Raw genomic sequence first — 24,610 nt, 5'->3', positions numbered from 1 at the left:
CTCAGAACAGGAAATAGCGCTGCGCCATCGGCAGGACGTCGGCGGGTTCGCAGGTCAGCAGTTCGCCGTCCGCGCGGACCTCGTAGGTCTCGGGATCGACTTCGATCACAGGCGTTGCGGCGTTGTGGATCATCGAGGCCTTGCCGATCCCGCCGCGGACGTTGCCGACCGGCACCAGCTCCTTTTGCAGGCCCAGCCGCTCGCTCAGCCCCCGTTCCAGCGACAGCTGCGAGACGAAGGTCACCGCCGAGCGGGTCACCGCGCGGCCGAAGGCGGCGAACATCGGCCGGTAGTGCACCGGCTGCGGCGTCGGGATCGAGGCGTTGGGATCGCCCATCGGCGCCGCGGCGATCATGCCGCCGAGCAGCACCAGGTCCGGCTTCACGCCGAAGAAGGCCGGCGACCACAGCACGAGGTCGGCGCGCTTGCCGACCTCGACGCTGCCGATATGCGCCGACAGGCCGTGGGCGATCGCCGGATTGATCGTGTACTTGGCGATGTAGCGCTTCACCCGGGCGTTGTCGGCCGCCCCGTCGCCGGGTAGGCCCCCGCGCTGCCGCTTCATCTTGTCGGCGGTCTGCCAGGTGCGGATCAGCACCTCGCCGACCCGGCCCATGGCCTGGCTGTCCGAGGAGATGATCGAGAAGGCGCCGAGGTCGTGCAGGATGTCCTCGGCGGCGATCGTCTCCTTGCGGATCCGGCTTTCGGCGAAGGCCACGTCCTCGGGAATCGACGGGTCGAGGTGGTGGCAGACCATCAGCATGTCGAGATGCTCGGCCAGGGTGTTGCGGGTGTAGGGCCGGGTCGGATTGGTCGACGAGGGGATGACGTTGGCGAAGCCGGCGACCTTGATGATGTCCGGCGCGTGGCCGCCGCCGGCGCCTTCGGTGTGGAAGGCGTGGATGGTGCGGCCCTTGAGGGCGGCGATCGTGTCCTCGACGAAGCCGCTCTCGTTCAGCGTGTCGGTGTGGATCATCACCTGGACGTCGTGCTGGTCGGCGACGTCGAGGCAGCAGTCGATGGCGGCCGGCGTGGTGCCCCAGTCCTCGTGAAGCTTGAGCGCGCAGGCGCCGGCGGCGACCTGTTCGACCAGGGCTTCGGGCAAGCTGGCGTTGCCCTTGCCGGCGAACGCCAGGTTCATCGGGAAGGCCTCGGCCGCCTCGATCATCCGCTGCAGATGCCAGGGGCCGGGGGTGCAGGTGGTGGCGTTGGTGCCGGTCGCCGGGCCGGTGCCGCCGCCGAGCATGCAGGTGACCCCGCTCATCAGCGCCTCTTCGATCTGCTGCGGGCAGATGAAGTGGATGTGCGCGTCCATCGCCCCGGCGGTGAGGATCTTGCCCTCGCCGGCGATCACCTCGGTCCCCGGCCCGACGATGATGTCGACCCCGGGCTGGGTGTCGGGATTGCCGGCCTTGCCGATCGCATGGATGCGGCCGTCCCGCAGACCCACATCGGCCTTCACGATCCCCCAGTGGTCGATGATCAGGGCGTTGGTGATGACGGTGTCGACGGCGCCGCCGGCGCGGGAGACCTGGCTCTGGCCCATGCCGTCGCGGATCACCTTGCCGCCGCCGAACTTCACCTCCTCGCCATAGGTGGTGAAGTCGCGCTCGACCTCGACGAAGAGCTCGGTGTCGGCCAGCCGCACGCGGTCGCCGACCGTCGGGCCGAACATGTCGGCGTAGGCGCTCCTGGAGATACTCGCCGGCATCAGAGCTTGCCCATCACGGCCTGACGGAAGCCGAACACCCGCCGGGCGCCGCCGAACGGTACGAGGGCGACCTCGCGGGTCTGTCCCGGCTCGAACCGCGTCGCGGTGCCGGCGGCGATGTCCAGCCGCAGGCCGCGCGCCGCGGCGCGGTCGAACGCCAGCGCCGGATTGGTCTCGGCGAAGTGGTAGTGGCTGCCGACCTGGATCGGCCGGTCGCCGGTGTTGGCGACCTCCAGCACGACGACCGGCTCGCCGGCGTTGAGTTCGATCTCGCCGGCGGCGGCGATCACCTCGCCCGGGATCATCGGCGCGCTCGCACCCGCGCGCGGACCAGGCGCACGCCGCCGCCGGCCAGGGCGATCAGCAGCAGGGCGCCGGCGGCCAGCAGGTGGTCGGGCTGGGTGGCCAGGTGCCGGAGGTTGTCGAGCAGGCCGGCGTCCTCATGGTGGCCGGGGTGGGCCAGGGCGACCGCAGGCGACAGCAGCAAGGCGGCCGTCGCCAGGACGAGCGTGCTTCGGGGCATCTGTCGGGTCCTCATCGGATCGGGTGGTGGACGGTCACCAGCTTGGTGCCGTCGGGAAAGGTCGCCTCGACCTGGACGTCGTGGATCATCTCGGCCACGCCCTCCATGACCTGGGCGCGGGTGATCACGTGGGCCCCGGCCTCCATCAGGTCCGGCACGGTGGCGCCGTCGCGGGCGCCTTCGACGACGAAGTCGGTGATCAGGGCGATCGCTTCGGGGTGGTTGAGCTTCACGCCGCGCTCGAGCCGCTTGCGCGCCACCACGGCGGCCATCGCGACCAACAGCTTGTCTTTTTCACGAGGGGTCAGGTTCATCGGAGTCCTCAGAGCCGCCAGACGCGGGGCAGCGGCTCGCCGTCGCGCAGGATCTCGAGCGTCGGGATCAGCGCCCGCCGCAGGGCCAGGCCGTCGGCGGCGGCGATGCGGGCGAACAGCTTGCCGTCGAAGGCGCTGGCGCCCCCCGCCGGGCCGATCGCCGCGCGCACGGCCGCGAGCCGCTGGTCGGCGTCGTCGGCCACCAGCAACAGGGAGGCGAAGGCGCAGGCCCCGGCCAGGATCGGCGCGCCGGCGGCGATCTCGAACACCGGCCCCTCGAAGCGCAACTCGTCGGCGAACACCAGCCGGCCCTCGCGACGGACGCGCCAGCGATCGCGCAGCGCGCCGTGGGTGACGCGCTCGCCCATGGCGGTGCGGCCGAGCACGACGGATTCCATCGCCAGCAGCCGCGCGCCGGCGGCGAGGTCGGCGTCGAGCCGCCGCGCATAGGCCCCGCCGTTGAACAGGATGGTCTCCTGCGGCAGCCAGTCGAGCCGCGCCTGGGCGCCGAGCGAGAGCTCGGTGACCGTTTCCGCCTGATCGTCGGCGGCGCGGTAGACCTTCTCGCAGGCCTGGGTGGTCAGCGTCAGGGCGGCCTGGGGGCCGACCTCGGCGGTCCAGCGCAGCCGGTCGCCGCCGGTCAGGCCGCCGGCGGTGTTGATCAGCACCGCTTCGAGGCTGCGTGCGGCGGCGTCGCGCGGCAGGCGGATCTTGGCGCACCCTTCCTGATAGAGCCGCGCCAGCCGCGTTTCGCCTGAGGCCCCGGCGCGGACCGCGATGCGGCCGGCGCCGCTGGCGCGTTGCAGGCTCGGAGAGGACGCGGAACTGGGTGCCTGGTACACGCGGCCAGCCTGGGAAGCCGCCCACCCACTGTCCAGCTGGGCGGCCGAGCCCTTAACAGTCACCTGTGGGTTGCCTGGTTTTTGGGCGCCCGACCGCACGGAGGCGGCGATCAGGCCGGCGTAGCCTGCGGAACGCGAGCTCGCGCGACCGGTCAGGAGCGGCCGGCCTTGGCCGGACGGCGCGACGGGTGGGCGTAGCCCGGATCGACCTTTTCGGCCTTGCCGTCGCGTTCGCCTTTAAGTCCGGCCTCGGGTTGCAAGTGCTCGGTCGTCAGTTCGCTGAGGAAGCCCGGCTGGGTGACGCCCTTCTTGCGCATCGCCACCCCGGTCAGGCAGGCGTGCATAATGAAGTTGGCGTTCAGCGCCGTGCGGTAGGTGGGATCGAGCTGCGGCGCCACTTCGAGGATCTCGAAGCCGACCAGCTGGTTCTCGGCGCACAGCCGGCGGACGATCGGCAGCGCCTCGCGCATGGTCAGGCCGCCGGGGACCGGCGTGCCGGTGCCGGGGATGAAGGCCGGGTCGAGCACGTCGACGTCGAAGCTGACGAAGATCTTCTTGCCGCTCTCGCGCGCCTCCTTCAGCGCGCGCTCCATGGTGGCGTCCCAGCCGCGCTTCTCGACCTCCGGCATGGCGTGGTAGCGCACGCCGTTGTTGCGCATCCACTCGAAGCCTTCCTGGCCCGGCCAGGCGCCGCGCAGGCCGACCTGGATGTAGTTCTTGCCCAGCACATGGCCTTCCTTCACCGCCCGGTAGACCGGCGCGCCGTGGGTGATGAAGTGGACGCCGCCCATGCCGGCGTCGAAGTGGGAATCGAAGTGCACGACGCCGAAGCTGCCCTTGCCGTGCACGTCGGCGAGCCCCGCGACATCGGCGTACTCCAGGCTGTGGTCGCCGCCGACGATGAACGGGATGGCGCCGGTGCGGGCGATCTCGGCGATGCGCTCGCGCACGTGGTGGACGGTGCGCTCGGTGCTCATGTTGTCGACGGCGATGTCGCCGTAGTCGACGATGTTCAGCTCCTTCGACGGGTTGACCATGGTGTACATGTCGACCCCGGCCGCGCCGCTCATGCTGCGCAGCGCCTGCGGTCCGAGCTTGGCCCCGCGATAGCCCGAGCCCATGTCCAGCGGCGCGCCGACGATCGCCACGTCGACCTTCCCGGCGACCAGATCCTCCGGATAGATCGCCACCGGCGCGTTGGCGAAGGTGGCGATGCCGCTGCGGCCGCTCATGTAGTAGCTGAGGTTGATCGGGCCGGGCTCGCGCTGGGCGTTGAGCGCCTGCGGCCGCATCAGCTTCCAGGTGTTGAACTGCTTGACCGTCGTGTCGAGCGGGATCGCCGCCATGTCGGTCTCGGGATGGAACTTGGCGGCGTCCGTCACCGCCATCATGCCGTCGACGTAGGCCTCGATCTCGCGCGGCGTCTTGTTCCGCAGACGGAGGAACAGCTTCTCGTAGGAGCCGGCGAGGCCCTCGGCGTCCTCGGAGAGCAGGAACTCGCGCTTGGCCTTCGGCAGGTCGGCGATCTTCGGCTTCAGCCAGTCGGGAACGGCGACCTTCTCCGGCGCGGCGACGACGGCGGTGGCCAGCGCGGCGCCGGCGATCAGCGCACCTACGACCATGGCTTTGAGCTTCATGAGATTTCCCCGTCCCTACTGGGGCGGCATGAAGACCGAAGCCGTGTCGGGGCGGTATGCGGCGAACGACGTAGGAAACCTACTAGCTCCCCCGCTTTGCGGGGGCGGTAGGCGACTGCTGCTCAGCGCTTGCCGTAGAGCAGCAGGTCCTTGGGCGCGCCGCAGGAGCGGACGAGCTTTCTGACGACCTTGTCGCGCTCCTGCTTCAGGTTGGCGCCGGTCAGCGGCGTCTTGCGCAGGCGGTGGATCTCCTCGCCGGTGAAGGGCTTCGCGCCCTTCGGCGTCTTGCCCTCGCCGAGCCCGAAGGCGACGTAGTTCATCACCTCGGCGAGGTCTGCGTCGGAGAGCTGGGTCTTCGACACGTTCGGCAGCCGGATCAGGTATTCCCGGCTTTCCGGCGTGCACAGGAAGTAGCCCGCCGAGCCGCGGAGGTTCGGCACCTGGCTCGGCGGCGAGCGTCCCGTCACCCCGTGGCAGCCGCCGCAGCGCAGGGTGAACTGCGTCTGGGCGTGGTTGAAGGTCGGCGCGGTCAGTTCGGGCGCCGCGGCGGCGGCGGCCGGCTGGGCCATGGCGAGCAGCAGGGCGAACAGGCTGTGGATCACGGGATCTGTTTGGCTTCGAGCAGCCGGACGCGGCTGGCGGACACGGCGGTCGAGCTCAGCTGGTCGGCGCGGGCGGCCTTGAGCTCGGCGGCGGTGAAGGCCGCCGGCGCCTTGCCGCCGCCGAGCCGCGAGACATAGGTCAGGGCCTGGGCCAGATCGGGGTCGGAGAGCCGCCCAAAGGCCGGCATCACGCCGATGATGGTCTTGCCATCGACGACGATCCGACCGGAGCTGCCGAACAGCACGGCGTGCATCAGGAACTTGCGGCCCTCGGGCGTGGCGGCGATCTGGTTGGCCCGGCCGTTCAGGCGCGGGAACTGGCCGGGCAGGCCCTTGGCGTCGGCCTGGTGGCAGGCCTGGCAGTTGCTGCGGTAGGCGGGCGGCGCGGTCTGGGCCAGCGCCGGCCCGGCGGCGGCGAGCAGGCCGGCGGCGAGCAGGAGGCTGCGGATCATGTCGCCACCCCGACCAGGGCCGCGGTCGAGCAGTGATACTGCATGCTCGAGGTGCCGAAGCACCAGATGATCTCGTTGTTGCCCTGTGGCCGGTAGGTCGGCATGGCGGCCTCGGTGTTGTCGCACCGGCATTGGCCGCAGGACGAGCTGCCGCAGCAGTCGTGGTAGGCGATCAGATAGGACCGCTTGTCGTCCGGGTTGTAGCAGGTGCCGACCCAGGAGGTCAGCGACGGCGAGGTGCCCGGCGGGCAGGTGTGCACTCCGCCGCCGCAGCAGGTGCAGAGCGAGCCGTCGATGGCGCAGTAGCGCCAGTAGTTGCACTCCTTGTCGTCCTTGCTCTGCGCCTTCTTCTGGAACTCGGTCAGCTCCGCGGCCTGCGCCTTGCGCTCGATCGGCAGCAGCGGGAAGGCCGGGGCGGCGACCAGGATGACGCCCAGCCGGGCCAGCATGCTGCGCCGCGAGGTGCGGTTGGCGAGCCCGCGGGAGAAGCGGTCGCCGAACTTGTCGAATTCAAAACGAGCCATTGCTCAGTCCTCGAAGATGATCGGGGCGGACGGTCAGGCGGCCGCCGGGGGCTGGCTGGTGGCGCGGAGGTAGGCCTGGGCCGACGGGAAGCCGGTCTCCTTGGCCACCACCAGGCTCTCCAGATGTTCGCGGGTGTTCACGAGGCCCTTGGCGGCGAGCACGCCGTCGGCCCGGATCAGCACGCCGTAGGGCAGCTTGCCGACGTGGAAGGCGAGGCCGATCTCCGGGCTGTTGGCGAACGGATAGTCCTGCAGCCCATGGCGCAGCACCATCTTGCGCTGCTCGTCGAGGTCGCCGTCGCCGATGAAGATCAGGTCGAGGTCGTCGCTGGCGGCGACGGCCTTGGCGATCGGGATCAGCTTCTTGCAGACCGGGCAGGAGGGGGCGACGAACAGCAGCAGCGTCGGCCTCGGGCCAATGTGGCCGGGGCCGAGCGCCAGCGGCCGGCCGTCCAGCGTCCGGGTGTGCAGGTGCGGCGCGAGGTCGCCGGCCTTTGGGCCGTTGTCGGCCACCAGGGCGCCCATCGGGGCGATCCGTTCGTGCAGCACGCCGATCTGACGCGCGAGCGCCAGCACCGTGATGACGAGCAGGGCCACGACGACCCAAAGCAGGAACTGGGAAACGATCAACATGTCAGCGGACTCCGCTGGCGCCGACGGGCCGCGGCGCGGCGACGGACCAGAGCTGGTGCAAGGCGAGGTAGAGACAGAAGGCGAGGGCGGCGGTGGCGGCCGCCGCGGCCCAGACCGCCGGCGCGACGGGGCGAGCCGGGGCGAGGGTGAAGGCGAGCAGCGCGGTCAGGCCGAGGTTGCGCGCCACCAACCGCCAGGAGATCGGCTGGCCGCGCCCGGACAGGTCGCAACCGCAGTCGATGGCGCGCCGGCCGCGGGCCAGGTTGACGCCGATGGCCAGCGCGAACAGCAGGAGCAGAGCTCCAGCGAGAACGGCGCCCTGCTGGCAAAAGGGGTCAACCAGCAGGGCGCCTCCCGCGAGCGCCTCGGCGATGGGGAGGAGCATCGCCGATGGGATGGTGAGGCGCTCAGGTAGCAAACGGTAGTTGCGGACGGCCTCGACGACGTCCGGCAGGCGGCGCGCCTTGCCCCAGGCGCTGGTCAGGAAGATCAGCGCGACGGCCACCCGGATGGCGACCTGCAGGGCGGCGGCTTCGGCGGGCAGCAAGGTCAGAACCCGACCACGGCGGCGAGCGCCGTGCGCCCCAGCTTGTCGAGGCTCCGCAGAACCTTGCCGTTCTCCGGATCCATGACCGAGAGCGCGCCCTCCTCGGAGGTGACGTAGAGCAGCGGCTGCGCGTCCTGGGAGACGGAGACGATGTAGCCGTTGGTTGGCAGGTCGATGCGCCGGACGATCTCCTGGGTCTTGGCGTCGAGCACCCAGACCTGCGATCCGGCCTGCTTCTGGGTCCAGTGCCGGCCCTCGTGCATCAGCACATAGAGCCGGCCGCTGCCGGGGTGGTAGGCGAAGGGCCGACGGCCGCCGGGCCGCCAGGTCTTATGGTCGGGGGCGGTCGTCGCCGGGCCCTGGCCTGCCGCCCGCAGGATCGACCAGGCCGGCTGGAAGCTCGGCGCCGCGCCGAGCTGCACCTGGTGAACCAGGCCAGTGTAGGTGACGAAGATGGCCTGGCCGGTGGCGCGGTCGACCAGGCTTTCCTCGAACACCGGATCGTTCTCGGAGTCGAAGAAGACTGGCGAGGCGGTCGCCTGGGCGCGGCCGCGAGCGTCGAGCGTGACGCTCAGCAGCGAGCCGTCGGCGCAGAGCGAGGCGAAGCCTTCGTCGCGGAACGGAAACACCAGACCGCAGCCCGGGGTCGGCGTCTCCGACAGCACCTTGCGCTTCACCAGGTCGACGGTGATCACCGAGGGCGCGGGCTCGAAGTTGTAGACGTAGCCGCGCGCGCCGTTGTGGCTGATGTTGAAATAGGGCGTGCGGCCCGAGGCGATCAGCCGACCCGGCAGCTCGACCTCGTGCAGCAGCTCCAGGGTCGTGCCGTCGTAGATCGACAGCAGGTCCTGGCGCTTGCCGCGGTTCTGCTTCGACCAGATGGTCTCGGAAATGTAGAAGCGGCTCTGGTCGGGGGCGACGGCGAAGCCGAACGAGCCGGAGCCGTTCACCGTGCCTTCGATCTTGGCGGTGTCGCCGTTGATGATCGTCACCCCGCCGCCGCGGGCGGACAGGAAGTACCGGTGCGGCGTGGCTGGCGGCAGCAGACCCGTTCCCAGCGTCTCCGACGGCAGCGGGGGCGGCGTGGCGGCAGGCGGCGCGGCCTGCGCCGGCTCCTGCGCGGCGGCCGGGAGCGCCGAAAGGGCGACTGCGGCCACGGCGGTGGAGGCCAGAGCGGCGCGCCAAGTCGTCGAACCCATCAGTCGGATGTCCCTTGCCTCGAACCGGGCGCAGCTGCACCGGCCTCGCAATGGTCAAGATCGGGGTGCGCCGCGCCATAAGGCGTTTGACGTAGGGTCCTCCGCACCCGCTCGGGCGCATGATCCGCCTCGTGGGCTGGGCGACTTACGATCCTGAGTGGTGCTGGACGCGCTCGTCGCAGGCGCTGCGAGCGCCTGCGCTATTTGCATTTGTTAAGCGCTGTGACCGGAAAGACGGCGCCGCAACAAAGACCCTTGTTCGATACGCCTTGTTTCGGCCGGGTGACGGCCGGCGCGGTCAATATGCGCCCATGAGTAGAGTAACGGGGGGCGCGGACTTGTTCCGGCGCGACGGGCCATGACCGTGCACCCACGCCAGAGCATTTTCCGGGAACGGCGGCAGTACAACAAGTGGGCCGCCAGCCAGACGCTGGAAGACTTCGCCCTGCGCTACACCGCCAGCACGGCCCGGCGCTGGTCGCCGTTCCGCGTGGCGAGCGCGGCGATCGGCGCCGCCTCGTTCCTGGCCTGCGAGGCGATCGGCGGGTCGATCACCCTGGCCTACGGCTTCTCGAACGCCTGGGCGGCGATCGCCACGGCCATGGCGCTGATGTTCTTCGTCGGCCTGCCGATCGCCTACTACGCCTCGCGCGACGGCCTGGACGTCGACCTGCTGACCCGCGGCGCCGGCTTCGGCTACCTGGGCTCGACCATCACCTCGCTGATCTACGCCTCCTTCACCTTCCTGCTGTTCGCCATCGAGGCCAGCATCATGTCGGTGGCGCTGGAGCTGGTGCTGGGGATCCCGTTGTGGCTGGCGCACATGATCAGCTCGCTGGTGGTGATCCCGATCGCCATCTACGGCATGAGCCTGATCAGCCGGATGCAGATGCTGACCCAGCCGATCTGGATCGCGCTGCAGCTGACGCCGATCGGCTTCATCCTGCTGTTCCGCCGCGAGGAGCTGGGCGACTGGAGCCGGTTCATGGGCACGTCCGGCGCGCCGGACGGGTCGGTCGACCTGCTGCGGTTCGGGCTGGCGCTCTCGACGCTCTTGTCGCTGCTGCCGCAGATCGGCGAGCAGGCCGACTATCTGCGCTTCATGCCGCCGCAACGCCGGGTCGGCCGCTTCGCCTGGTGGACCGCGATGCTGGCCAGCGGACCGGGCTGGGTGCTGATCGGCGGGGTCAAGCTGATGCTCGGCTCGTTCCTGGTGTTCCTCGCCATGGAGCACGGGATGAGCGCCGAGCAGGCGGTCAACCCGGCCCACATGTTCCTGTCGGTCTTCCAGGATATGGGCGGCTCGCCGGCCGCGGCGCTGGTGGCCACCGGCGTCCTGGTGATCGTCTGTCAGCTGAAGATCAACGTCACCAACGCCTACGCCGGCTCGATCGCCTGGTCGAACTTCTTCTCCCGGCTGACCCATGCGCACCCCGGCCGCGTGGTCTGGCTGGTGTTCAACGTGCTGCTGGCGCTGCTGCTGATGCAGATCGGCATCTTCCGGATGGTCGAGGGCATCCTGATCCTGTTCGCCAACCTGGCGGCCGGCTGGATCGGCGCGCTGTCGGCGGACCTGATGATCGCCAAGCCGCTGGGACTCTCCCCGAAGCACGTCGAGTTCAAGCGCGCCCACCTCTACGACATCAACCCGGTCGGGGTCGGGGCGATGGGGCTGTCGATCATCGTCTCGACCCTGTGCCTGATCGGCGCCTTCGGGCCGACGATGCACGCCTTCGCGCCGGTGCTCGGCCTGACCGTCGCCTTCGTCGCCGCGCCGGCGCTGGCGCTGGCCACCCGCAGCCGGTTCTACCTGGCCCGCCAGCCGGACGAGCTGCCGCGCCAGCCGGCCCACGTCTGCGTCATCTGCGAGAACAGCTTCGAGCGTGCCGACATGGCCTTCTGCCCGGTCTACGCCGGGGCGATCTGCTCGCTGTGCTGCACGCTGGAGACCCGCTGCCACGACGCCTGCAAGACCGACAGCCGGATCGGCGACCAGGTGCTGGGCGTCCTGCGCCGGGTGCTGCCCCCGAACCTCGTCGCCCTGGCCCAGAGCACCATGGCCCGGTTCCTCGGGATGATGTTGCTGTTCAACCTGATCATCGGCGGGATCCTCTACGGGATCTTCCTGCAGTACGCGATCACCTCGCAGGCGGTCGCCGCGGAGGTCAGCCTGACCCTGTGGAGCGTGTTCTTCTGCCTGCTGCTGGTCTCCGGCGTCGCCGCCTGGCTGCTGGTGCTGGCCAACGAGAGCCGGCACGCGGCCGAGGTCGAGATGCTGCGCCAGAACGCGCTGCTGTCGGAGGAGATCGAAGCGCACGAGCGCACCGACGCGGCGCTGCAGCGGGCCAAGGAGGCGGCCGACGCCGCCAACGCCGCCAAGAGCCGCTATCTGCAGGGCGTCAGCCATGAGATCCGCTCGCCGCTGAACGCCATCTACGGCTACGCCCAGTTGCTCGACCGCGACCACGCCGTCCCCTCGCAGGACGCCGCCCGGGTGATCCGCCGCAGCTCGGAGCACCTGATCAACCTGGTCGAGGGCCTGCTCGACATTTCGCGGATCGAGAGCGGCGTGCTGCGGCTCAGCCGCGACAAGCTCGCCTTCCCGGAGTTCCTCAACCAGATCGTCGACATGTTCCGCCTGCAGGCCGAGGCCAAGGGGCTGGAATTCCGGTTCGACTACACCGGCCGGCTGCCCAGCTACGTCCACGCCGACCAGAAGCGCCTGCGCCAGGTGCTGATCAATCTGCTGTCGAATGCGGTGAAATACACCGCCAGCGGTCACGCCCAGCTGAGCGTGCGCTACCGCGGCCCCTCGGTCGAATTCGAGGTGTCCGACAGCGGCATGGGCATTCCCAAGGAGGACCTCGAGCGGATCTTCGAGCCGTTCGAGCGCGGCTCCTCGGCCAACGCCAAGATCGCCCCGGGCACCGGCCTGGGGCTGGCCATCAGCCGGGTGCTCGCGCAGATCATGGGCGGCGATCTGTCGGTGAAGAGCACGGTGGGCGAGGGCTCGCGGTTCACCTTGCGGATGGTGCTGCCGGAGCCGCTGGCGACCGGCGTCGAGGCGGTGCCGGCGGTCAAGATCAAGGGCTACAGGGGCGAGCGGAAGACCCTGCTGCTGGTCGACGACGACCCCGCCCACCTGGAGATCCTGCAGCGGCTGCTGCGGCCGCTCGGCTTCCAGCTCTTCACCGCCTCCGACAGCCAGACGGCGGTCGATCTGGCGGCGGTCGTCGACCCCGACCTGGCGATGCTCGACATCCAGATGCCCGGCGAGAACGGCTGGCAGGTCGCCGCCCGACTGCGCGCGCTGCCGCGCGGCCCGCGGCTCAGGATCATGATGGTCTCGGCCAACGCCCACGAGCACAGCCCGGGCGGCGACGGCCGCGCGCTGCACGACGCCTTCGTCGCCAAGCCCTGGGAGATGCACGTCCTGCTGGAGCACGTCCGCGACCTGCTGCGGCTGGCCTGGATCGAGGACGCCCTGGAGCCGGAGACGCGGACAGGCGAGCTGGCCGCGCGCGCGCCGGCGACGGCCAAGCCGTTCATCGACAGCCTCAGCCAGCTCGCCTCCATCGGCCACGTCCGCGCCATCGAGGCCCGGCTGTCCGACATGGAGGCCGCCGACGAGGCCAACCGCCCCTTCGCCGAGCACTTGCGACAGATGGTCAAGCGCCTCGACCTGAAATCCTTCGAAAAGGCCCTGAGAGCATGAACCACATGGCTGAGCTGCCGGAGCCGCGCGGCACCGTGCTGGTCGTCGACGACGAGCCGGACTCGCTGAACTTCCTGCTCGACACCCTCGACCAGACCGGGATGACGGTGCTGGTCGCCGGCGACGGGCAGCGCGCGCTCGACCTGCTGCAGCAGGTCACCCCGGACCTAATGCTGATGGACGCGGTGATGCCGGTGATGGACGGCTTCGAGGCCTGCCGGCGGCTCAAGCGCGACAAGCGGTTCGAGCATTTGCCAGTGATCTTCATGACCGGGCTCAGCGAGACCGAGCACGTGGTCGAGGGGCTCAACGCCGGCGGGGTCGACTATCTGGCCAAACCGATCGTCGTCGAGGAGTTGTTGGCGCGGATCCGCGTGCACCTGACCAATGCGCGGATCACCCACCGCAGCCAGGCGGCGCTGGACACCTCCGGCCGTTACCTGCTGTCGACCGACGCCGGCGGCCGGATGCTGTGGTGCACGCCGAAGGTCGACGCCCTGCTCGGCGAGCTGTTTCCCGGCTGGGACGGCGTGCAGACGCCGGTCGCGGTGGAGCAGCGGCTGGCGCGGCTGCGCAAGGCCGGGCCGACCGACGCGCAGAGCGCGCCGTTCGAGGTCGGCGAGCGCCGGCTCGAACTCACCCTGCTCAGCCGCGTCGGCCCGGGCGAGTTCCTGTTCCGGCTGAGCGAGACCCAGTCCGGCGCCGAGGCCGGCCTGCTGCAGGACCGGCTGGGGGTGACGGTGCGCGAAGCCGAGGTGCTGCTCTGGCTCAGCCGCGGCAAGCCCAACCGCGAGATCAGCGAGATCCTCGGGATCTCGCCGCGCACGGTGAACAAGCACCTCGAGCAGGTCTTCCAGAAGCTCGGCACCGAGAACCGGGCCTCGGCCGCGGTGTTGGCGGTGCGCACGCTCACCCAGTGGCGGTAGCGTCCCTGGATGAACGGTCCCGCTAATTCCCGCCCTCGCGGATCAGCACCGAATATTCGCGCTTCGCGAATTTCCAGGCCCCGTTCTCGCGCACCAGTTGGTCGCTATAACTCCCGACGAGCTTCATGATCGAGCCGTCCTTGGCGAGGAAGACCTCGCGGATATAGGCGCGCGATGTGGCGCGGTCGCCGTCGACGTCGATCCCGCCCATCACCGGGAAAAAGCCGAGTGCGTCGAAACTCGCGAAGATCTGGTCCCACGTGGCTTTCAGCTGCTCCTTGCCGCGCATCTCGCCGTAGGGATTGATGCAGGTGCAGTCCTCGATGAAGCAGCCGAGCCGTTGCTCCATGTCGCCGCGAAAGCTGGCGTCGGCATATGTGTCGTGCAGTTCGCGGATCGCGATGCGGTTTTCGAGTGGTCCGGTGAAAGCCATGGGTTCCTCACGCTTTCGGAACGCAGAGATGGTGAGGCCGGATCAGCACCTGCGCCAGAAGCGCTCCTCGTCCTAGTCGTCGTGGACACACCAGCAGGTTGGGGCCGGCTCAACGTCCGCAATCGGACCCAAAGCGGAAGTTCGAACTTCCGCGAAGGAAAGCGGCTCCGTGCAAGCTCAGCTTAGTCGTCCAGCTCAATGCGGCAGCGGCGGGGGAGGCGAGGGTGTTTCGGCCGCGTCACCCCGCAGGTCTGGCTCGAGGCCGCGAGCTGGTGCAGGCAGGTCGGTCGACGCAGTCGGTTGAACCTGCAGCGCGAATTCGCCGATCATCTGATTGTAGAGGTCGGCGCGTTCCATCGGGCCCATGTGATTGACGCCTTCAACCACCCGCAGCGTGGCGAGATCGCTCTCGTCAACGATGGCGCGGCTCGCCTCGAGCTTGGTGACGACGTCCCGGTCTCCGCCGATGACCAGCGCGGGCGCCCGCAGCCGGTTCAGGACGCCCGTGGCGTCCCAATGGAACATGGCCAGGTCGCCGCGCGCGACGACGCCGGGCGGGTTGCGCGTCGACAGCAATGTCGTGTGTTCAAGCTGGCTGCGAGTGACGAACTTCCCGAAGCCGAACCGCTGGGCGAGGTGCGAAGAGCCGCTGAGGTAGCTTTGCCACCTGGAAAGCCACACCAGCGGCTGCAGCGCCGTGATCAGCTTCATCGCCGGTTCCAGCACCGGCCGTTGGAGCACCTGGAGCGGGCCGCTGAAAATCATCGTCTTCAGCGGGTTGGTGTAGGTGGTGTTGAGCAGAACCACGCCGGCGATCCGGCGCTGGAGCTGAGGGTAGTCTCGGACAAGGGTCTGAATGGTCATGCCGCCGATGCTGTGGCCCACCAGGACGACGGACTGGCCGCCGGCGTGGTCGATGACGGTCGCAAGGTCCGTGGCGAAGGCGTCGAGGCTGATCGCCTGCCTGCCGGCCGCCTTCGACTTGCCGAGGCCCGGGAGATCCCACAGGACCAGCCGAAACCGGTCCCCAAGATCCAGCTTGGCGTAGTGCCAGAACGTGCTGTCCATGCCCCAGCCATGCGTAAAGATGATCGGGGGCGCGCCTGCCGGGCCATGGCTCTCGACATAGAGCGAGGAGCCAGTTGGGCTGGCGATCATCTGTCCTGCGCCGTGTGTCGCGCGGGTGGCGCGCACGTCGCGCTTGGCGAGCAGCAGCGGCAGAATGCTCCGCCCAAGGAGGGACCAGGCCAGAAGCCCCGCTCCGGTCCATAGCCGCCAGGCTTCCCGCTCGCGGTGCAGCACGCCAGCGGTGTCGCGGAGGAGGTAGCCATCATACCAGCTCCACAGCAGGTAGCCCGCTGCTGCTAGGATGGCGAGAGACAGCAGGGTCGTGAAAAATCGGATCAAGCCGAGAAGCGGCATGGGGGCGGACCTCGGAGATTGGGCCTGCCGCAACTCGTCGGCGATCCGGGTGTTCCGCGAAACTGTCGGATTTCTCCTTTTTCTCCAATCGGTTGAGCTGCTGGAGCCAACCCAAACGGAGTCGCCGATCGATCGCCGCGCGCAACGTATCTGCTGTCGGATGGCTGGCGGCGCGCTCGGCCCCAGGGGGCGGATAAGCCGCGTAAGCCACCGAGATTCCATGGTTTTTCGTTCCCCCGGCCCCCGATTCCGCCGTCCGGCGCCCATTTAAGCGTCACATTCGGAACGGAACGGGCGGCGGGACGCTGTGTGCGCTCTTTGGCGGGAGAATTCGATCATGCGAAGGATCAATGTGGCCGTGCTTGCGAGCATGGTGATGGCGGTAGGAGCGCTGGGGGCCTGCTCCAAACCAGCCTCGGAAACCGCGTCCAGGACGGAAGCTTCCGCCAGTGACGCTGCAACGACCGCGGCCGACGCCACGGCCAGCACTGCAGGCGGTATGGCGGACGCTGGAGGCGCCGTGTCCCCGGCCAGTTCGCCTCAGAACGACCCCATCAATACGGACACGAACAAGACAGAAGCGGCCCAGACGCCCGGCTCCTCCTCGTTCACCGAGGCTCAGGCCAAAGGGCACATGGAGAATGCTGGTTACACGGACGTCTCCGGTCTGACGAAGACCCCGGACGGGTTCTGGACCGCAAGCGCCAAGAAGGACGGCAAGTCGGTCCAGGTGTCCCTGGATTTCAAAGGCGCAGTTTCAGCGAAGTAACGCCAATAGCAGGACAGTAGAATTATGACGCGAACGATCACTCGGCTGTTTGACAGCCACACCGAAGCATTGCGCGCGGTGGACGACCTTGAGCGCGCGGGTGTGGATCATAACCGCATCAGCCTGGTCTCAAACAACACGGACAACTGGCACGAAGGCCACCGCCACGCCGGCTCCACGGGCGGGCCGCTAGGCGACCGCAACGGCGACGGAGAGAACGACACTGCCGACGGCGCGAAGAAGGGCGCCACGACGGGCGGGCTCATCGGCGGAGCGGCCGGCCTGCTTGCCGGCTTAGGGATGCTGGCGATCCCCGGTCTCGGGCCGGTCGTCGCGGCGGGTTGGCTCGCCTCGACGGCGCTTGGCGCCGCCGCCGGCGCGGCGGCCGGGGGCGCAGCGGGCGGATTGCTCGGCGCGCTCAAGGAGGCCGGCCATTCCGACGAGGAAGCTCACGTCTACTCGGAAGGCGTCCGACGGGGCGGGACCTTGGTGAGCGTGAAGGCCGAAGATCAGGAGGCCGGTCGGATTGAGGCCCTCCTGAATCAGCAACGCGGCGTCGAGGCGCGAGCCCGGGGCGAAGCCTATCGCGCGGAAGGATGGACGCGCTTCGATCCAGACGCTCAGCCCTACAGCCGCGACCAGATCGCGGCCGAGCGCCGACGTTATGGCGAGACCCGCTCGTTCGCGGCGGATGAAGCCGCCGGATACGCCGACGACGACATTCGGCCGGACCGGACGACAAGCGACCGCCCGGGCTCGCCCACGCCCAACCGTTAGTCTTCATGCCCCGCCGTCGTCCCGGCGGCGGGGCGCCTAGGAGTCACTATTGTCTGCGCAGGGCCCTGGCTCTCACGTTTGGCGCCCTGAACACCTCAGGCAAGCGATAGACGCCGCCCGCGTCGCGCTTTGGTCGTGGAATGTCGATACCGACCGCTTCACCATGGACGCTCGCGCCTTCGAAATGTGGGGCTTGCCCTGGTGTGCCGAAGTCTCCTTCGAGGAGCTTTCGGCCCATATCCACCCCGCCGATCGTGGCCGGGTTCGCGCGGCGTTCACGGCGACGCGCTCAGTGGCGGGTTCCTACGAAATCGACTTCCGCATCATGGTTGGCAAAGTTTGCTGGATCTCGGCGCGGGGCCAGGGCGCCGATGCGGGGATTGTCGGTCGTGTGCTGTTTGGAATTTCCTGGATGTGACGGGGCGTAAGCAGGCTGAGGAAGGACATGAGCTTCTTGCTGGCGAGATGAGCCACCGGGTGAAGAATCTGCTGGCGATCGCGACGGGCCTGACACGCATCTCCTGGCGCTCCGCCAACAGCCTCGAGGAGATGGCTACCAGTTTAATCCAACGGCTTACCGCGCTTGACCGGGCCCATGATCTCGTCCGTCCGCTTCCCGGGGGCCAAGGGAGCGCTGCGCTGCTCGGTGACCTGTTGACGGTGCTGCTCGCGCCCTATGACGATCAAGGCGCATTTGCCCGCCGCATTCGGGTAGCCGTACCGCGGATGGGCGTGGGCGAACGCGCAGCGACCACGATTGCGCTGGTGATCCATGAGCTGGCGACCAACTCCGTCAAGCACGGGGCGTTGTTCGCCACCGAGGGCACCTTGGATGTTTCCGCATTCAGCGACGAGTTGCATCTGACCCTCACCTGGGCCGAAGACGGCGGCCCTGTCGTCATGGGCGAGCCCGCTATGCAGGGTTTCGGAAGCAAGCTGATTTCGCGCAGCGTCGCCCAGCAACTAGACGGATCGCTGTCCTATGACTGGCAGCCGAGCGGGCTCGTCGCATGCTGCGCATGCGCAAGGATCGGCTGGCCGAGTGACCGTAGCGACATCGATGTACCGCCGCCCCCGCGACCATTCACTCGCCAGCCACCGTCACGACCGCCTGCGCCACTTTCATCCGTGCATGGGCGGCGCCCAATAGGTCAACAGCGGCCTGAAGGGCGACGCGCGCGTCCTCCATCATCAGTGCAAGCTGTTCGTCGCTGCCATCGCCCCGGGTCCTCGCGCGGCGCACGAGCCTGACTATTTCCGCCTTACTCATGCCGACGACCGCTGCCGCCGTAGCCGCGGCGGTCGCATGCCGTTCTAAAGCCTGCGCGAAATTCGCTGCCGTGATCGCGGCCACCTCCGTCGCTGGTTCGAAGTCGATGGCGGCGATCTGCGCGAGAGGGGCGACCTCGGGGTGGCGCTTTCGCCAGGCGGCAGTTTGCGTCATGGTGATCACGGGGGCGCGGCCTTTGCGCATAGGCTCCTCTCCACTCCAGCGCCGACCACAACGCCCAGCCGGCGGCCTGGGTTCGCGCCGCCGCCCCATGGTCGCGCGGATTAGCTGGCCCGGTCGAAGCCGCTCTCCGGCCACGGTTTGCGAACGAGCCCGAGGCGCGCGCTCGCCGCTCGATCCTCCGGCACGTAGCTGAGGAATCCCTGAGTGAGCCCCGCGCCTGTTCCGCTGGTCTCGATCTCGAATTCGGTCCCTTGCCCATTCCCTCTCGGGTGAACGCCTGATCGGTCATTGCGCCGCCGCGCCCCATGCTTCCGACCCGACGGGCCAATCGAGGAGCGACCCGATGTCTACTCAACCGACCCAGGCCGCGGACGCCGCAGTGGCCACCGTGAAGCGTTACATCGACGCCTTCAACGTGGGCGACGCCGAGGCGATGGCGGCCTGCTTCGCCGTTCCGGGCACGATCCTGGACGGGATGGCTCCGCACCTGTGGCAGGGGCCGACAGCCGCCAAGGACTGGTACCGGGACGTGCTAGCGGAAGGTGAGCACGCGGGGGCCAGCGACTACCACGTGACCATTGCGCTCACTCTACACGCCGACGTCACAGGCGATGCCGCCTATGTGGTCTCGCCCGCGACCATGACCTTCAAACTCAAGGGCAAGCAGGTCACGCAGTCCGGAGCGACCTTCACGACGGCGCTCCGGAAAGTCGCTGACGACTGGCGCATCGCGGCTTGGGCGTGGGGCAAAGGGCAGTCGGCGTTATAGGCAGGAGGCCTCTCTTCCAACCTTAGCTGAAGTTCCGAACTTCTGCTTTCGGCCGTGGCGGGCTCGACGCCCAGGATCGCTGAGGGGCCCGAGCGAGCCCGCTTCTCGTGCACGACGGGACGCTCAGTGCCGCAACCCGTGACCTCCCTGGGCGTCGACCTCGGCCATGTCCAGCCGGGCGACGTCGAGGGCGAGCTGGAGGCCCGCCGCGAGCTCGTCGTGGCTGCTGTCGGGGAACATCCTCAGCATCGCGAACTCGAGCGGAACGGCGTCGCACTTGCGGCCGGAGCCGAGGAAGGCGACCAGCCGCGGCGCCCCTTCGACCTCGAGCAGAGCCGCGGCGATCTCAACCGAATTCATCGGCCTGGCCTTTGCGCCGGCGTTCGAGCGCCAGGCGCTTGAACTGCCGAAAAAGTCAAAAACGCCGGAGAAATCGGCGAATGAGTCAGAAAAAGGCGAAATCGCAAAAATCACAATGACCTGGAGGCGGCCGGCGTTCACATCTTTGCGGCCGCTAGATCGACACCAGGCTGGCGACGTCGGCGGCGCTTTCGGCGCGGGTGCTGCCTTGGCGGATGATGCGGCCGCGCTGCATCACCCAGTAGTTGTCGGCGAAGCTCCAGGCGAAATCGAGGTACTGCTCGACGATGACGATGGTCACGCCGAGCTCGCGGCGGACCCGCTGGAGGGCCGCCTCGATCTGCTGCACGACGTTCGGCTGGACGCCCTCGGTCGGCTCGTCCAGCAGCAGCAGCCGCGGCATGCCGGCCAGCGCCCGGCCGATCGCCAGCTGCTGCTGCTCGCCGCCGCTCAGGAAGCCGCCCTTGCGCCGGCGGATCTGCGCCAGCTTGGGGAACATGTCGAACACATGGTCCGGGACCTTGCCGCCGCCGCGTCCGGCCGCGGCCGAGAGGCCGGCGGCGAGGTTCTCTTCGACCGTCAGGTGCGGGAAGATGTGCCGCCCCTGCGGGACGTAGCCGATGCCGGCGCGGGCGCGCTGGTGCGAGGGCATGCGGCTGACGTCCTGGCCGTCGAACATCATCTGCCCGCCGGTCAGCGGCTGGGCCCCCATGATGGTGCGCAGCAGGGTGGTCTTGCCGACCCCGTTGCGGCCGATCAGGGCGGTGACGCCGCCGGCTGGCGCGTTCAGGCAGACGTCCCAGAGGATCTGGCTCTGGCCGTAACCGGCGCAGGCGCCGTCGAGCTTAAGCAGCGGCGTCATGCTTGGTCCGTCCCAGATAGACTGCGGCGACCTCGGCGTCGGCGCGGATCGCGGCCACGCTGCCTTCTTTCAGCAGCTTGCCCTGGTGCATCACCGTCACCGGCGCGGCGAGCTGTTCGACGAAGGCCATGTCGTGGTCGATCACCACCACCGTGTGGCGACCGGCGAGCGACTTGATCAGGTCGGCGGTGCGGGCGGTTTCCGCCGGGCCCATGCCGGCGGTCGGCTCGTCCAGCAGCAGCAGGTCCGGGTCGGTGGCGATCACCATGCCGATCTCCAGCCACTGCTTCTCGCCATGCGCCAGTTCGCCGGCGATCACGTCGCGCCGGTCGACGAGGCGGACCTGTTCGAGCACCGCTTCGGCCTGCGCCCGCTCCGCCGCGGGCAGCGCGCGGCCGAGGTTGCGCCACCAGCGACGATCCTGGCGCGCGGCGATAGCCAGGTTCTCGGCGACGGTCAGGCTGGGCAGCACGCCCGGGGCCTGGAACTTGCGGCAGATCCCCCGGCCGACGATCGCGTGCTCGGAAAGCCGGGTGATGTCTTGATCCTTGAAGAGGATCCGGCCAGAGGCGGCGGGGACCCGGCCGATGATGGTGTCACAGAAGGTCGACTTGCCGGCGCCGTTGGGGCCGATCAGCACGCGGATCTCGCCGGGCTGGAGCGTAAAGCTCATGCCGTTGATCGCCTTGAAGCCGCTGAAGTCGACGACCAGGTCGTGCACCTGAAGCAGGGCGGCGCTCATGCGGTCGCCTCCTTGCGCTCGAGGGCGGCCGGCCGCTGGAGTCGGGCGAAGAGGTCGCTGGCGGCGCCGGCGAGGCCGCGGGGCATCAGCGTCACCACTCCGATGAACAGGGCGCCCAGCACATAGAGCCACAGCTCCGGCAGGGCGCTGGAGATCCGGTCGCGGGCGAGGTTGACCAGCAGGGCGGCGAGGATCGCGCCGATCAGGCTCTGCCGGCCGCCGATCGCCACCCAGATGATCATCTCGATCGACGGCGTGACGCCGACCAGGGCCGGCGAGACCATGCCGGCGTGCAGGGTGAACAGCGCGCCCGCCAGGCCGGCCAGCATCGCCGAGAGGGTGAAGGCGGCGACCTTGTAGGGCGTCGGGTCGTAGCCCAGGAACCGCATGCGGTTCTCGCCGTCGCGCACCGCCCGCAGCAGCACGCCGAAGCGCGAGCTGCGCAGCGCCGCCAGCAGCAGGGCCGCGCCGATCACCGCCGCCAGGGTGACCCAGTAGAGCGTCCGGGTCGCGCCGAGGCTGTTCAGGTCGGCGCCGAACAGGGTCGAGAACTCGGTCAGGCCGTTGAAGCCGCCGGTCGCGCCCTGCTGGCTGACCAGCAGGGTGGCGAAGGCCAGCGCCAGGGCCTGGGTGATGAGGGCGAAATAGGTACCGCCGACCCGGCGGTGGAACACCATCCAGGAGAACAGCGCCGCGACCACGCCGGGGATGGCGACGACGCTGATCAGGGCGAAGGCTGGGTTCTCGAACGGCCGCCACCACCAGGGCAGCGCCTTGAGGCCGCTCCAGACCATGAAGTCGGGGATCTCGCCGGGCGCCAGGGCGGTCAGCTTCAGGTGCATCGCCAGCGCGTAGCCGCCGAGCCCGAAGTAGACGCCGTGGCCGAGGCTGAGGATGCCGGCCTCGCCCCAGATCAGCACGATGCCGAGCGCCAGCACGCCCATCGCCAGGAAGCGGGAGATCAGGTTGAGGTCGTAGGAGCCGATGACCAGCGGCGCCGCGGCGGCCGCCAGCGCCGTGACCAGCAAGGCCAGGGTCTTGGGGCTGAGGGTCTTGGGAAAACGCATGCCGCCCCCCTCAGGCGTCCAGCGCGCGGGAGCGCGGCGCGAGCACTCCCTGCGGCCGGAACTGGATGAAGATGATCACCAGGACGAGGACCAGGACCTGGGCGACGCTGACGTCGACGAAGACCTGGGCGTAGGCCGAGACCAGGCCGAGGATGACGGCGGCCACGGTCGAGCCGGCGATGCTGCCCAGCCCGCCCATCACCACCACCAGGAAGGCCGGCACGATGTAGCTCTGGCCGACGGTCGGGGTCACCGGGCCGAGCAGGCCGAACGCCACCCCGGCCAGGCCGGCGATGCCGGACCCCAGGGCGAACACCGCCAGGTCGATCCGGCGGACGTCGATGCCGGCGGCGGCGGCCATCATCCGGTCCTGGTTCACCGCCCGCACCAGCAGGCCCAGGCGCGTGCGGGTCAGCAGCAGCGCCAGGCCGGCGAGGGTGGCGGCCGCGAGCCCGAGGATCAGCAGCCGGGTCGCCGGGAAGGACAGCGGGCCGAAGGTCACCGCGGCGTTCATCCAGGCCGGCGCGCGCACCTCGACGCCGATCGGGCCGAAGATGGTGCGCGCGGCCTGCTGCAGGATCAGGCTGACGCCCCAGGTCGCCAGCAGGGTGTCGAGCGGCCGGCTGGAGAGCCTGCGGATCAGCGTCGTCTCCAGCACGGCGCCCAGCAAGGCCGAGCCGATGAAGGCGGCGGGCAGGGCGAGAGCCAAGCCCGCCGTGCCCGGGACCAGCTTCATCACCAGGTAGGCGATGTAGCCGCCGAACATCAGCAACTCGCCATGGGCCATGTTGATGACCCGCATCAAGCCGAACGAGAGCGCCAGCCCGAGCGCCGCCAGCAGGTAGAGCGAGGCCACGCTCAGTCCGTTGAAGCCCTGGCTCGCGGCGAGAAGGACGACACCCATTTGCTTGCCCCCGTCCTGCTCAGCTTCAGGCCGGCGCGCAGGTCTTGCCGGGGAAGGCCAGGCGGTCGTACGGCTCGGGGGCGATCGGGGCCGGCGACTTGGAGACGATCTTGAACTGCCCGGCCCCGTCGAGCTGGCCGATGTAGGCGGTCTGCACCAGGCTCTGGTTGGCGGCGAACTTCACCGGTCCCATCGGCGAGCCGCCCTCGGTCAGCGCGACCGCGGCCTTGCGCACGGCGGTCGGCTCGAAGGTGCCGGCCTTCTCCACCGCGGCCTTCCACTGGTAGACGTTGGCGTAGCCGTGGACCATCGGGTCGGTCACCGCCGCGTCCGCGCCGTACTTCTTCTTGTAGGCCGCGACGAAGGTCTTGTTCTCCGGGGTGTCGAGGCTCTGGAAGTAGTTCCAGGCGGCGTAGCTGCCCTGCACCAGCTGCGGCCCCATCGCCTGGGCCTCCTGCTCGCCGATGCTGAAGGACATCACCGGCAGCTGGCCGGTGGAGACGCCGGCGGCGGCCAACTGCTTGAAGAAGGCGACGTTGGAGTCGCCGTTCAGGGTGCTGAAGATGATGTCCGGCTTGGCCGCCTGGATCTTGGCGATCACCGTGGAGAAGTCGGCGCCGCCGAGCGGCACGTACTCCTCGCCTGCGGTGGCCAGCTTGCGGTCGCCGATGTGGGTCTTGAGGATCAGGTTGGCGGTGCGCGGGAAGACGTAGTCCGAGCCGACCAGGAAGTAGTTCTTGTAGCCCTGGGCGACGGCCCAATCGAGCGCCGGCAGGATCTGCTGGTTCGGCTGGGCGCCGGAATACATGATGTTCGGCGAGCACTCGTTGCCCTCGAACTGCACCGGGTACCAGAGCAGGTTGTTGGTGCGCTGGAACACCGGCAGCATCGACTTGCGGCTGGCCGAGGTCCAGCCGCCGAACACGGTGACGACCTTGTTGCTCTCGATCAGCTTGGCGGCCTTCTGCGAGAAGGTCACGGGGTCGGAGGCGCCGTCCTCGACCACCGCTTCGATCTGCCGGCCGAGCACGCCGCCGGCGGCGTTGATCTCCTCGATCGCCATCAGTTCGGCGTTCTTCACCGTGACCTCGCTGATGGCCATGGTGCCGGTCAGCGACTGCAGCACGCCGACCTTCACGGGGCCGGTCTCCTTGCTGCAACTGACCAGCGCGACCCCCGCCAGGAGCACCGCCATGCGCCGGCCCGCGCCCATCCGAAACTGCTGCATCGATCTCTCCTCGGGAGCCCCCGAAGCGCGCCGGCCGGGCCCCATCCGCTAGGTTTCAGCAGGGTATGGAGCGCCCTACGGCTCCGGTATGGGGCGTTTGACGTAGGCGGGTCTGGCGCGGCGGCCGCCTACGTCATTTGCCCCATACGGGCGCTCAGGGCCGGGACCTAGGGTGCGAACGGGCGTCGCCGCAGGCGGG

28 protein-coding genes and 1 pseudogene are annotated in these 24,610 nt (G+C 69.2%); 7 read left to right on the top strand and 22 right to left on the bottom strand.

Going from position 1 to position 24,610, the window contains the following annotated elements; translation table 11 throughout:
- Nucleotide 1: 1 nt before the first annotated feature.
- The 12 genes from ureC to ACSQ14_RS18580 all read right to left on the bottom strand — a co-directional run bounded on the left by ureC (nucleotide 2) and on the right by ACSQ14_RS18580 (nucleotide 8,984).
- A complete protein-coding gene (ureC, locus tag ACSQ14_RS18635) occupies nucleotides 2–1,711 on the bottom strand; it encodes an urease subunit alpha (protein ID WP_436015688.1) in 1,710 nt (569 codons plus the stop codon).
- Nucleotides 1,711–2,016 (bottom strand): urease subunit beta, encoded by a 306-nt coding sequence (locus ACSQ14_RS18630; RefSeq protein ID WP_436015686.1) that lies wholly within the window; start codon nucleotides 2,014–2,016, stop codon nucleotides 1,711–1,713. The genes ureC and ACSQ14_RS18630 overlap by 1 nt, the downstream gene beginning before the upstream one ends.
- On the bottom strand, nucleotides 2,013–2,234 hold the full coding sequence (locus ACSQ14_RS18625; protein ID WP_436015684.1) for a HupE/UreJ family protein: 222 nt from the start codon (nucleotides 2,232–2,234) through the stop codon (nucleotides 2,013–2,015). Before ACSQ14_RS18625 ends, ACSQ14_RS18630 begins: the two co-directional genes overlap by 4 nt.
- 11 nt (nucleotides 2,235–2,245) lie before the next feature.
- Entirely contained in the window at nucleotides 2,246–2,548 is a 303-nt protein-coding gene (locus tag ACSQ14_RS18620; protein WP_436015682.1) for an urease subunit gamma, read from the bottom strand.
- 8 nt (nucleotides 2,549–2,556) lie between these two features.
- Complete coding sequence (locus tag ACSQ14_RS18615) at nucleotides 2,557–3,390, bottom strand: urease accessory protein UreD (RefSeq protein WP_436015680.1); 834 nt, start codon at nucleotides 3,388–3,390, stop codon at nucleotides 2,557–2,559.
- 152 nt (nucleotides 3,391–3,542) lie between these two features.
- Nucleotides 3,543–5,027: an agmatinase family protein gene (locus ACSQ14_RS18610; RefSeq protein ID WP_436015678.1), complete on the bottom strand. Its 1,485-nt coding sequence runs from the start codon at nucleotides 5,025–5,027 to the stop codon at nucleotides 3,543–3,545.
- A 122-nt stretch (nucleotides 5,028–5,149) separates the two neighbouring features.
- Complete coding sequence (locus ACSQ14_RS18605) at nucleotides 5,150–5,629, bottom strand: c-type cytochrome (RefSeq protein WP_436015676.1); 480 nt, start codon at nucleotides 5,627–5,629, stop codon at nucleotides 5,150–5,152.
- On the bottom strand, nucleotides 5,626–6,081 hold the full coding sequence (locus ACSQ14_RS18600) for a c-type cytochrome (RefSeq protein WP_436015674.1): 456 nt from the start codon (nucleotides 6,079–6,081) through the stop codon (nucleotides 5,626–5,628). Before ACSQ14_RS18600 ends, ACSQ14_RS18605 begins: the two co-directional genes overlap by 4 nt.
- Nucleotides 6,078–6,605 carry a methylamine dehydrogenase (amicyanin) small subunit gene (gene mauA / locus ACSQ14_RS18595; RefSeq protein WP_436015672.1) on the bottom strand — a complete coding sequence of 176 codons (528 nt, stop codon included), beginning with the start codon at nucleotides 6,603–6,605 and terminating at the stop codon, nucleotides 6,078–6,080. Before mauA ends, ACSQ14_RS18600 begins: the two co-directional genes overlap by 4 nt.
- Nucleotides 6,606–6,638: 33 nt before the next feature.
- Nucleotides 6,639–7,238, bottom strand: a complete 600-nt coding sequence (gene mauD, locus ACSQ14_RS18590; protein ID WP_436015670.1) for a methylamine dehydrogenase accessory protein MauD — start codon at nucleotides 7,236–7,238, stop codon at nucleotides 6,639–6,641.
- A gap of 1 nt (nucleotide 7,239) precedes the next feature.
- The gene (locus ACSQ14_RS18585) at nucleotides 7,240–7,785 is read right to left on the bottom strand and encodes a MauE/DoxX family redox-associated membrane protein (RefSeq protein ID WP_436015668.1); all 546 of its coding nucleotides are present in this window, start codon (nucleotides 7,783–7,785) and stop codon (nucleotides 7,240–7,242) included.
- 2 nt (nucleotides 7,786–7,787) lie between these two features.
- On the bottom strand, nucleotides 7,788–8,984 hold the full coding sequence (locus tag ACSQ14_RS18580; RefSeq protein ID WP_436015666.1) for an amine dehydrogenase large subunit: 1,197 nt from the start codon (nucleotides 8,982–8,984) through the stop codon (nucleotides 7,788–7,790).
- A gap of 358 nt (nucleotides 8,985–9,342) precedes the next feature.
- Here ACSQ14_RS18580 and ACSQ14_RS18575 point away from each other — a divergent pair, with 358 nt between their 5' ends.
- On the top strand, nucleotides 9,343–12,699 hold the full coding sequence (locus ACSQ14_RS18575) for a hybrid sensor histidine kinase/response regulator (protein WP_436015664.1): 3,357 nt from the start codon (nucleotides 9,343–9,345) through the stop codon (nucleotides 12,697–12,699).
- 5 nt (nucleotides 12,700–12,704) lie between these two features.
- A complete protein-coding gene (locus tag ACSQ14_RS18570) occupies nucleotides 12,705–13,625 on the top strand; it encodes a response regulator (protein ID WP_436015662.1) in 921 nt (306 codons plus the stop codon).
- Between the two features lie 22 nt (nucleotides 13,626–13,647).
- Here the strand turns inward: ACSQ14_RS18570 and ACSQ14_RS18565 are convergent, their stop codons facing one another.
- Nucleotides 13,648–14,058: a nuclear transport factor 2 family protein gene (locus ACSQ14_RS18565; RefSeq protein ID WP_436015660.1), complete on the bottom strand. Its 411-nt coding sequence runs from the start codon at nucleotides 14,056–14,058 to the stop codon at nucleotides 13,648–13,650.
- Between the two features lie 195 nt (nucleotides 14,059–14,253).
- Nucleotides 14,254–15,480, bottom strand: coding sequence for an alpha/beta fold hydrolase (locus ACSQ14_RS18560; protein ID WP_436015658.1), 1,227 nt, complete (start codon nucleotides 15,478–15,480; stop codon nucleotides 14,254–14,256).
- A gap of 337 nt (nucleotides 15,481–15,817) precedes the next feature.
- Between ACSQ14_RS18560 and ACSQ14_RS18555 the strand changes: the two genes are divergently transcribed.
- The 4 genes and pseudogenes from ACSQ14_RS18555 to ACSQ14_RS18540 form a co-directional block, all read left to right on the top strand.
- Entirely contained in the window at nucleotides 15,818–16,249 is a 432-nt protein-coding gene (locus ACSQ14_RS18555) for a hypothetical protein (protein ID WP_436015656.1), read from the top strand.
- A 24-nt stretch (nucleotides 16,250–16,273) separates the two neighbouring features.
- On the top strand, nucleotides 16,274–17,026 hold the full coding sequence (locus ACSQ14_RS18550; protein WP_436015654.1) for a hypothetical protein: 753 nt from the start codon (nucleotides 16,274–16,276) through the stop codon (nucleotides 17,024–17,026).
- 49 nt (nucleotides 17,027–17,075) lie between these two features.
- The gene (locus ACSQ14_RS18545; protein ID WP_436015652.1) at nucleotides 17,076–17,444 is read left to right on the top strand and encodes a PAS domain-containing protein; all 369 of its coding nucleotides are present in this window, start codon (nucleotides 17,076–17,078) and stop codon (nucleotides 17,442–17,444) included.
- A gap of 47 nt (nucleotides 17,445–17,491) precedes the next feature.
- Nucleotides 17,492–17,677, top strand: a pseudogene (locus tag ACSQ14_RS18540) (HWE histidine kinase domain-containing protein); the annotation flags it as partial.
- Here the strand turns inward: ACSQ14_RS18540 and ACSQ14_RS18535 are convergent.
- Together ACSQ14_RS18535 and ACSQ14_RS18530 are read right to left on the bottom strand one after the other, a co-directional pair.
- Nucleotides 17,588–17,887 (bottom strand): hypothetical protein, encoded by a 300-nt coding sequence (locus ACSQ14_RS18535; protein ID WP_436017620.1) that lies wholly within the window; start codon nucleotides 17,885–17,887, stop codon nucleotides 17,588–17,590. The pseudogene ACSQ14_RS18540 and the gene ACSQ14_RS18535 overlap by 90 nt on opposite strands.
- 223 nt (nucleotides 17,888–18,110) lie before the next feature.
- Nucleotides 18,111–18,500: a hypothetical protein gene (locus ACSQ14_RS18530; protein WP_436017618.1), complete on the bottom strand. Its 390-nt coding sequence runs from the start codon at nucleotides 18,498–18,500 to the stop codon at nucleotides 18,111–18,113.
- Nucleotides 18,501–18,822: 322 nt separating this feature from the next.
- Here ACSQ14_RS18530 and ACSQ14_RS18525 point away from each other — a divergent pair, with 322 nt between their 5' ends.
- The gene (locus tag ACSQ14_RS18525; RefSeq protein WP_436015650.1) at nucleotides 18,823–19,248 is read left to right on the top strand and encodes a YybH family protein; all 426 of its coding nucleotides are present in this window, start codon (nucleotides 18,823–18,825) and stop codon (nucleotides 19,246–19,248) included.
- Between the two features lie 123 nt (nucleotides 19,249–19,371).
- Here ACSQ14_RS18525 and ACSQ14_RS18520 read toward each other — a convergent pair whose 3' ends face one another.
- From ACSQ14_RS18520 to urtA, 6 genes are all read right to left on the bottom strand, one after another.
- On the bottom strand, nucleotides 19,372–19,608 hold the full coding sequence (locus tag ACSQ14_RS18520) for a hypothetical protein (protein ID WP_436015648.1): 237 nt from the start codon (nucleotides 19,606–19,608) through the stop codon (nucleotides 19,372–19,374).
- Between the two features lie 154 nt (nucleotides 19,609–19,762).
- Nucleotides 19,763–20,470: an urea ABC transporter ATP-binding subunit UrtE gene (gene urtE, locus ACSQ14_RS18515; protein ID WP_436015646.1), complete on the bottom strand. Its 708-nt coding sequence runs from the start codon at nucleotides 20,468–20,470 to the stop codon at nucleotides 19,763–19,765.
- Nucleotides 20,454–21,212: an urea ABC transporter ATP-binding protein UrtD gene (urtD, locus tag ACSQ14_RS18510; protein WP_436015644.1), complete on the bottom strand. Its 759-nt coding sequence runs from the start codon at nucleotides 21,210–21,212 to the stop codon at nucleotides 20,454–20,456. Before urtD ends, urtE begins: the two co-directional genes overlap by 17 nt.
- Nucleotides 21,209–22,279, bottom strand: a complete 1,071-nt coding sequence (urtC, locus tag ACSQ14_RS18505) for an urea ABC transporter permease subunit UrtC (protein ID WP_436015642.1) — start codon at nucleotides 22,277–22,279, stop codon at nucleotides 21,209–21,211. The genes urtD and urtC overlap by 4 nt, the downstream gene beginning before the upstream one ends.
- A 10-nt stretch (nucleotides 22,280–22,289) precedes the next feature.
- On the bottom strand, nucleotides 22,290–23,183 hold the full coding sequence (urtB, locus tag ACSQ14_RS18500; RefSeq protein ID WP_436015640.1) for an urea ABC transporter permease subunit UrtB: 894 nt from the start codon (nucleotides 23,181–23,183) through the stop codon (nucleotides 22,290–22,292).
- A 25-nt stretch (nucleotides 23,184–23,208) separates the two neighbouring features.
- Nucleotides 23,209–24,411: an urea ABC transporter substrate-binding protein gene (urtA, locus tag ACSQ14_RS18495; RefSeq protein ID WP_436015638.1), complete on the bottom strand. Its 1,203-nt coding sequence runs from the start codon at nucleotides 24,409–24,411 to the stop codon at nucleotides 23,209–23,211.
- Between the last annotated feature and the right edge of the window lie 199 nt (nucleotides 24,412–24,610).

This window comes from Phenylobacterium sp. LjRoot219 (assembly GCF_964252995.1).
GTDB lineage: Bacteria > Pseudomonadota > Alphaproteobacteria > Caulobacterales > Caulobacteraceae > Phenylobacterium.
This window is presented reverse-complemented; position numbering and strand designations above follow the sequence as displayed.

Bases quoted from the DNA above. Each gene is read 5' to 3' on its own strand.
- ureC (WP_436015688.1), bottom strand. From the start codon at position 1,711: ATGCCGGCGAGTATCTCCAGGAGCGCCTACGCCGACATGTTCGGCCCG.
- ACSQ14_RS18630 (WP_436015686.1), bottom strand. From the start codon at position 2,016: ATGATCCCGGGCGAGGTGATCGCCGCCGCCGGCGAGATCGAACTCAAC.
- ACSQ14_RS18625 (WP_436015684.1), bottom strand. From the start codon at position 2,234: ATGCCCCGAAGCACGCTCGTCCTGGCGACGGCCGCCTTGCTGCTGTCG.
- ACSQ14_RS18620 (WP_436015682.1), bottom strand. From the start codon at position 2,548: ATGAACCTGACCCCTCGTGAAAAAGACAAGCTGTTGGTCGCGATGGCC.
- ACSQ14_RS18610 (WP_436015678.1), bottom strand. From the start codon at position 5,027: ATGAAGCTCAAAGCCATGGTCGTAGGTGCGCTGATCGCCGGCGCCGCG.
- ACSQ14_RS18600 (WP_436015674.1), bottom strand. From the start codon at position 6,081: ATGATCCGCAGCCTCCTGCTCGCCGCCGGCCTGCTCGCCGCCGCCGGG.
- mauA (WP_436015672.1), bottom strand. From the start codon at position 6,605: ATGGCTCGTTTTGAATTCGACAAGTTCGGCGACCGCTTCTCCCGCGGG.
- mauD (WP_436015670.1), bottom strand. From the start codon at position 7,238: ATGTTGATCGTTTCCCAGTTCCTGCTTTGGGTCGTCGTGGCCCTGCTC.
- ACSQ14_RS18580 (WP_436015666.1), bottom strand. From the start codon at position 8,984: ATGGGTTCGACGACTTGGCGCGCCGCTCTGGCCTCCACCGCCGTGGCC.
- ACSQ14_RS18575 (WP_436015664.1), top strand. From the start codon at position 9,343: ATGACCGTGCACCCACGCCAGAGCATTTTCCGGGAACGGCGGCAGTAC.
- ACSQ14_RS18570 (WP_436015662.1), top strand. From the start codon at position 12,705: ATGGCTGAGCTGCCGGAGCCGCGCGGCACCGTGCTGGTCGTCGACGAC.
- ACSQ14_RS18565 (WP_436015660.1), bottom strand. From the start codon at position 14,058: ATGGCTTTCACCGGACCACTCGAAAACCGCATCGCGATCCGCGAACTG.
- ACSQ14_RS18560 (WP_436015658.1), bottom strand. From the start codon at position 15,480: ATGCCGCTTCTCGGCTTGATCCGATTTTTCACGACCCTGCTGTCTCTC.
- ACSQ14_RS18555 (WP_436015656.1), top strand. From the start codon at position 15,818: ATGCGAAGGATCAATGTGGCCGTGCTTGCGAGCATGGTGATGGCGGTA.
- ACSQ14_RS18550 (WP_436015654.1), top strand. From the start codon at position 16,274: ATGACGCGAACGATCACTCGGCTGTTTGACAGCCACACCGAAGCATTG.
- ACSQ14_RS18535 (WP_436017620.1), bottom strand. From the start codon at position 17,887: ATGCAACTCGTCGCTGAATGCGGAAACATCCAAGGTGCCCTCGGTGGC.
- ACSQ14_RS18530 (WP_436017618.1), bottom strand. From the start codon at position 18,500: ATGCGCAAAGGCCGCGCCCCCGTGATCACCATGACGCAAACTGCCGCC.
- ACSQ14_RS18525 (WP_436015650.1), top strand. From the start codon at position 18,823: ATGTCTACTCAACCGACCCAGGCCGCGGACGCCGCAGTGGCCACCGTG.
- ACSQ14_RS18520 (WP_436015648.1), bottom strand. From the start codon at position 19,608: ATGAATTCGGTTGAGATCGCCGCGGCTCTGCTCGAGGTCGAAGGGGCG.
- urtE (WP_436015646.1), bottom strand. From the start codon at position 20,470: ATGACGCCGCTGCTTAAGCTCGACGGCGCCTGCGCCGGTTACGGCCAG.
- urtD (WP_436015644.1), bottom strand. From the start codon at position 21,212: ATGAGCGCCGCCCTGCTTCAGGTGCACGACCTGGTCGTCGACTTCAGC.
- urtC (WP_436015642.1), bottom strand. From the start codon at position 22,279: ATGCGTTTTCCCAAGACCCTCAGCCCCAAGACCCTGGCCTTGCTGGTC.
- urtB (WP_436015640.1), bottom strand. From the start codon at position 23,183: ATGGGTGTCGTCCTTCTCGCCGCGAGCCAGGGCTTCAACGGACTGAGC.
- urtA (WP_436015638.1), bottom strand. From the start codon at position 24,411: ATGCAGCAGTTTCGGATGGGCGCGGGCCGGCGCATGGCGGTGCTCCTG.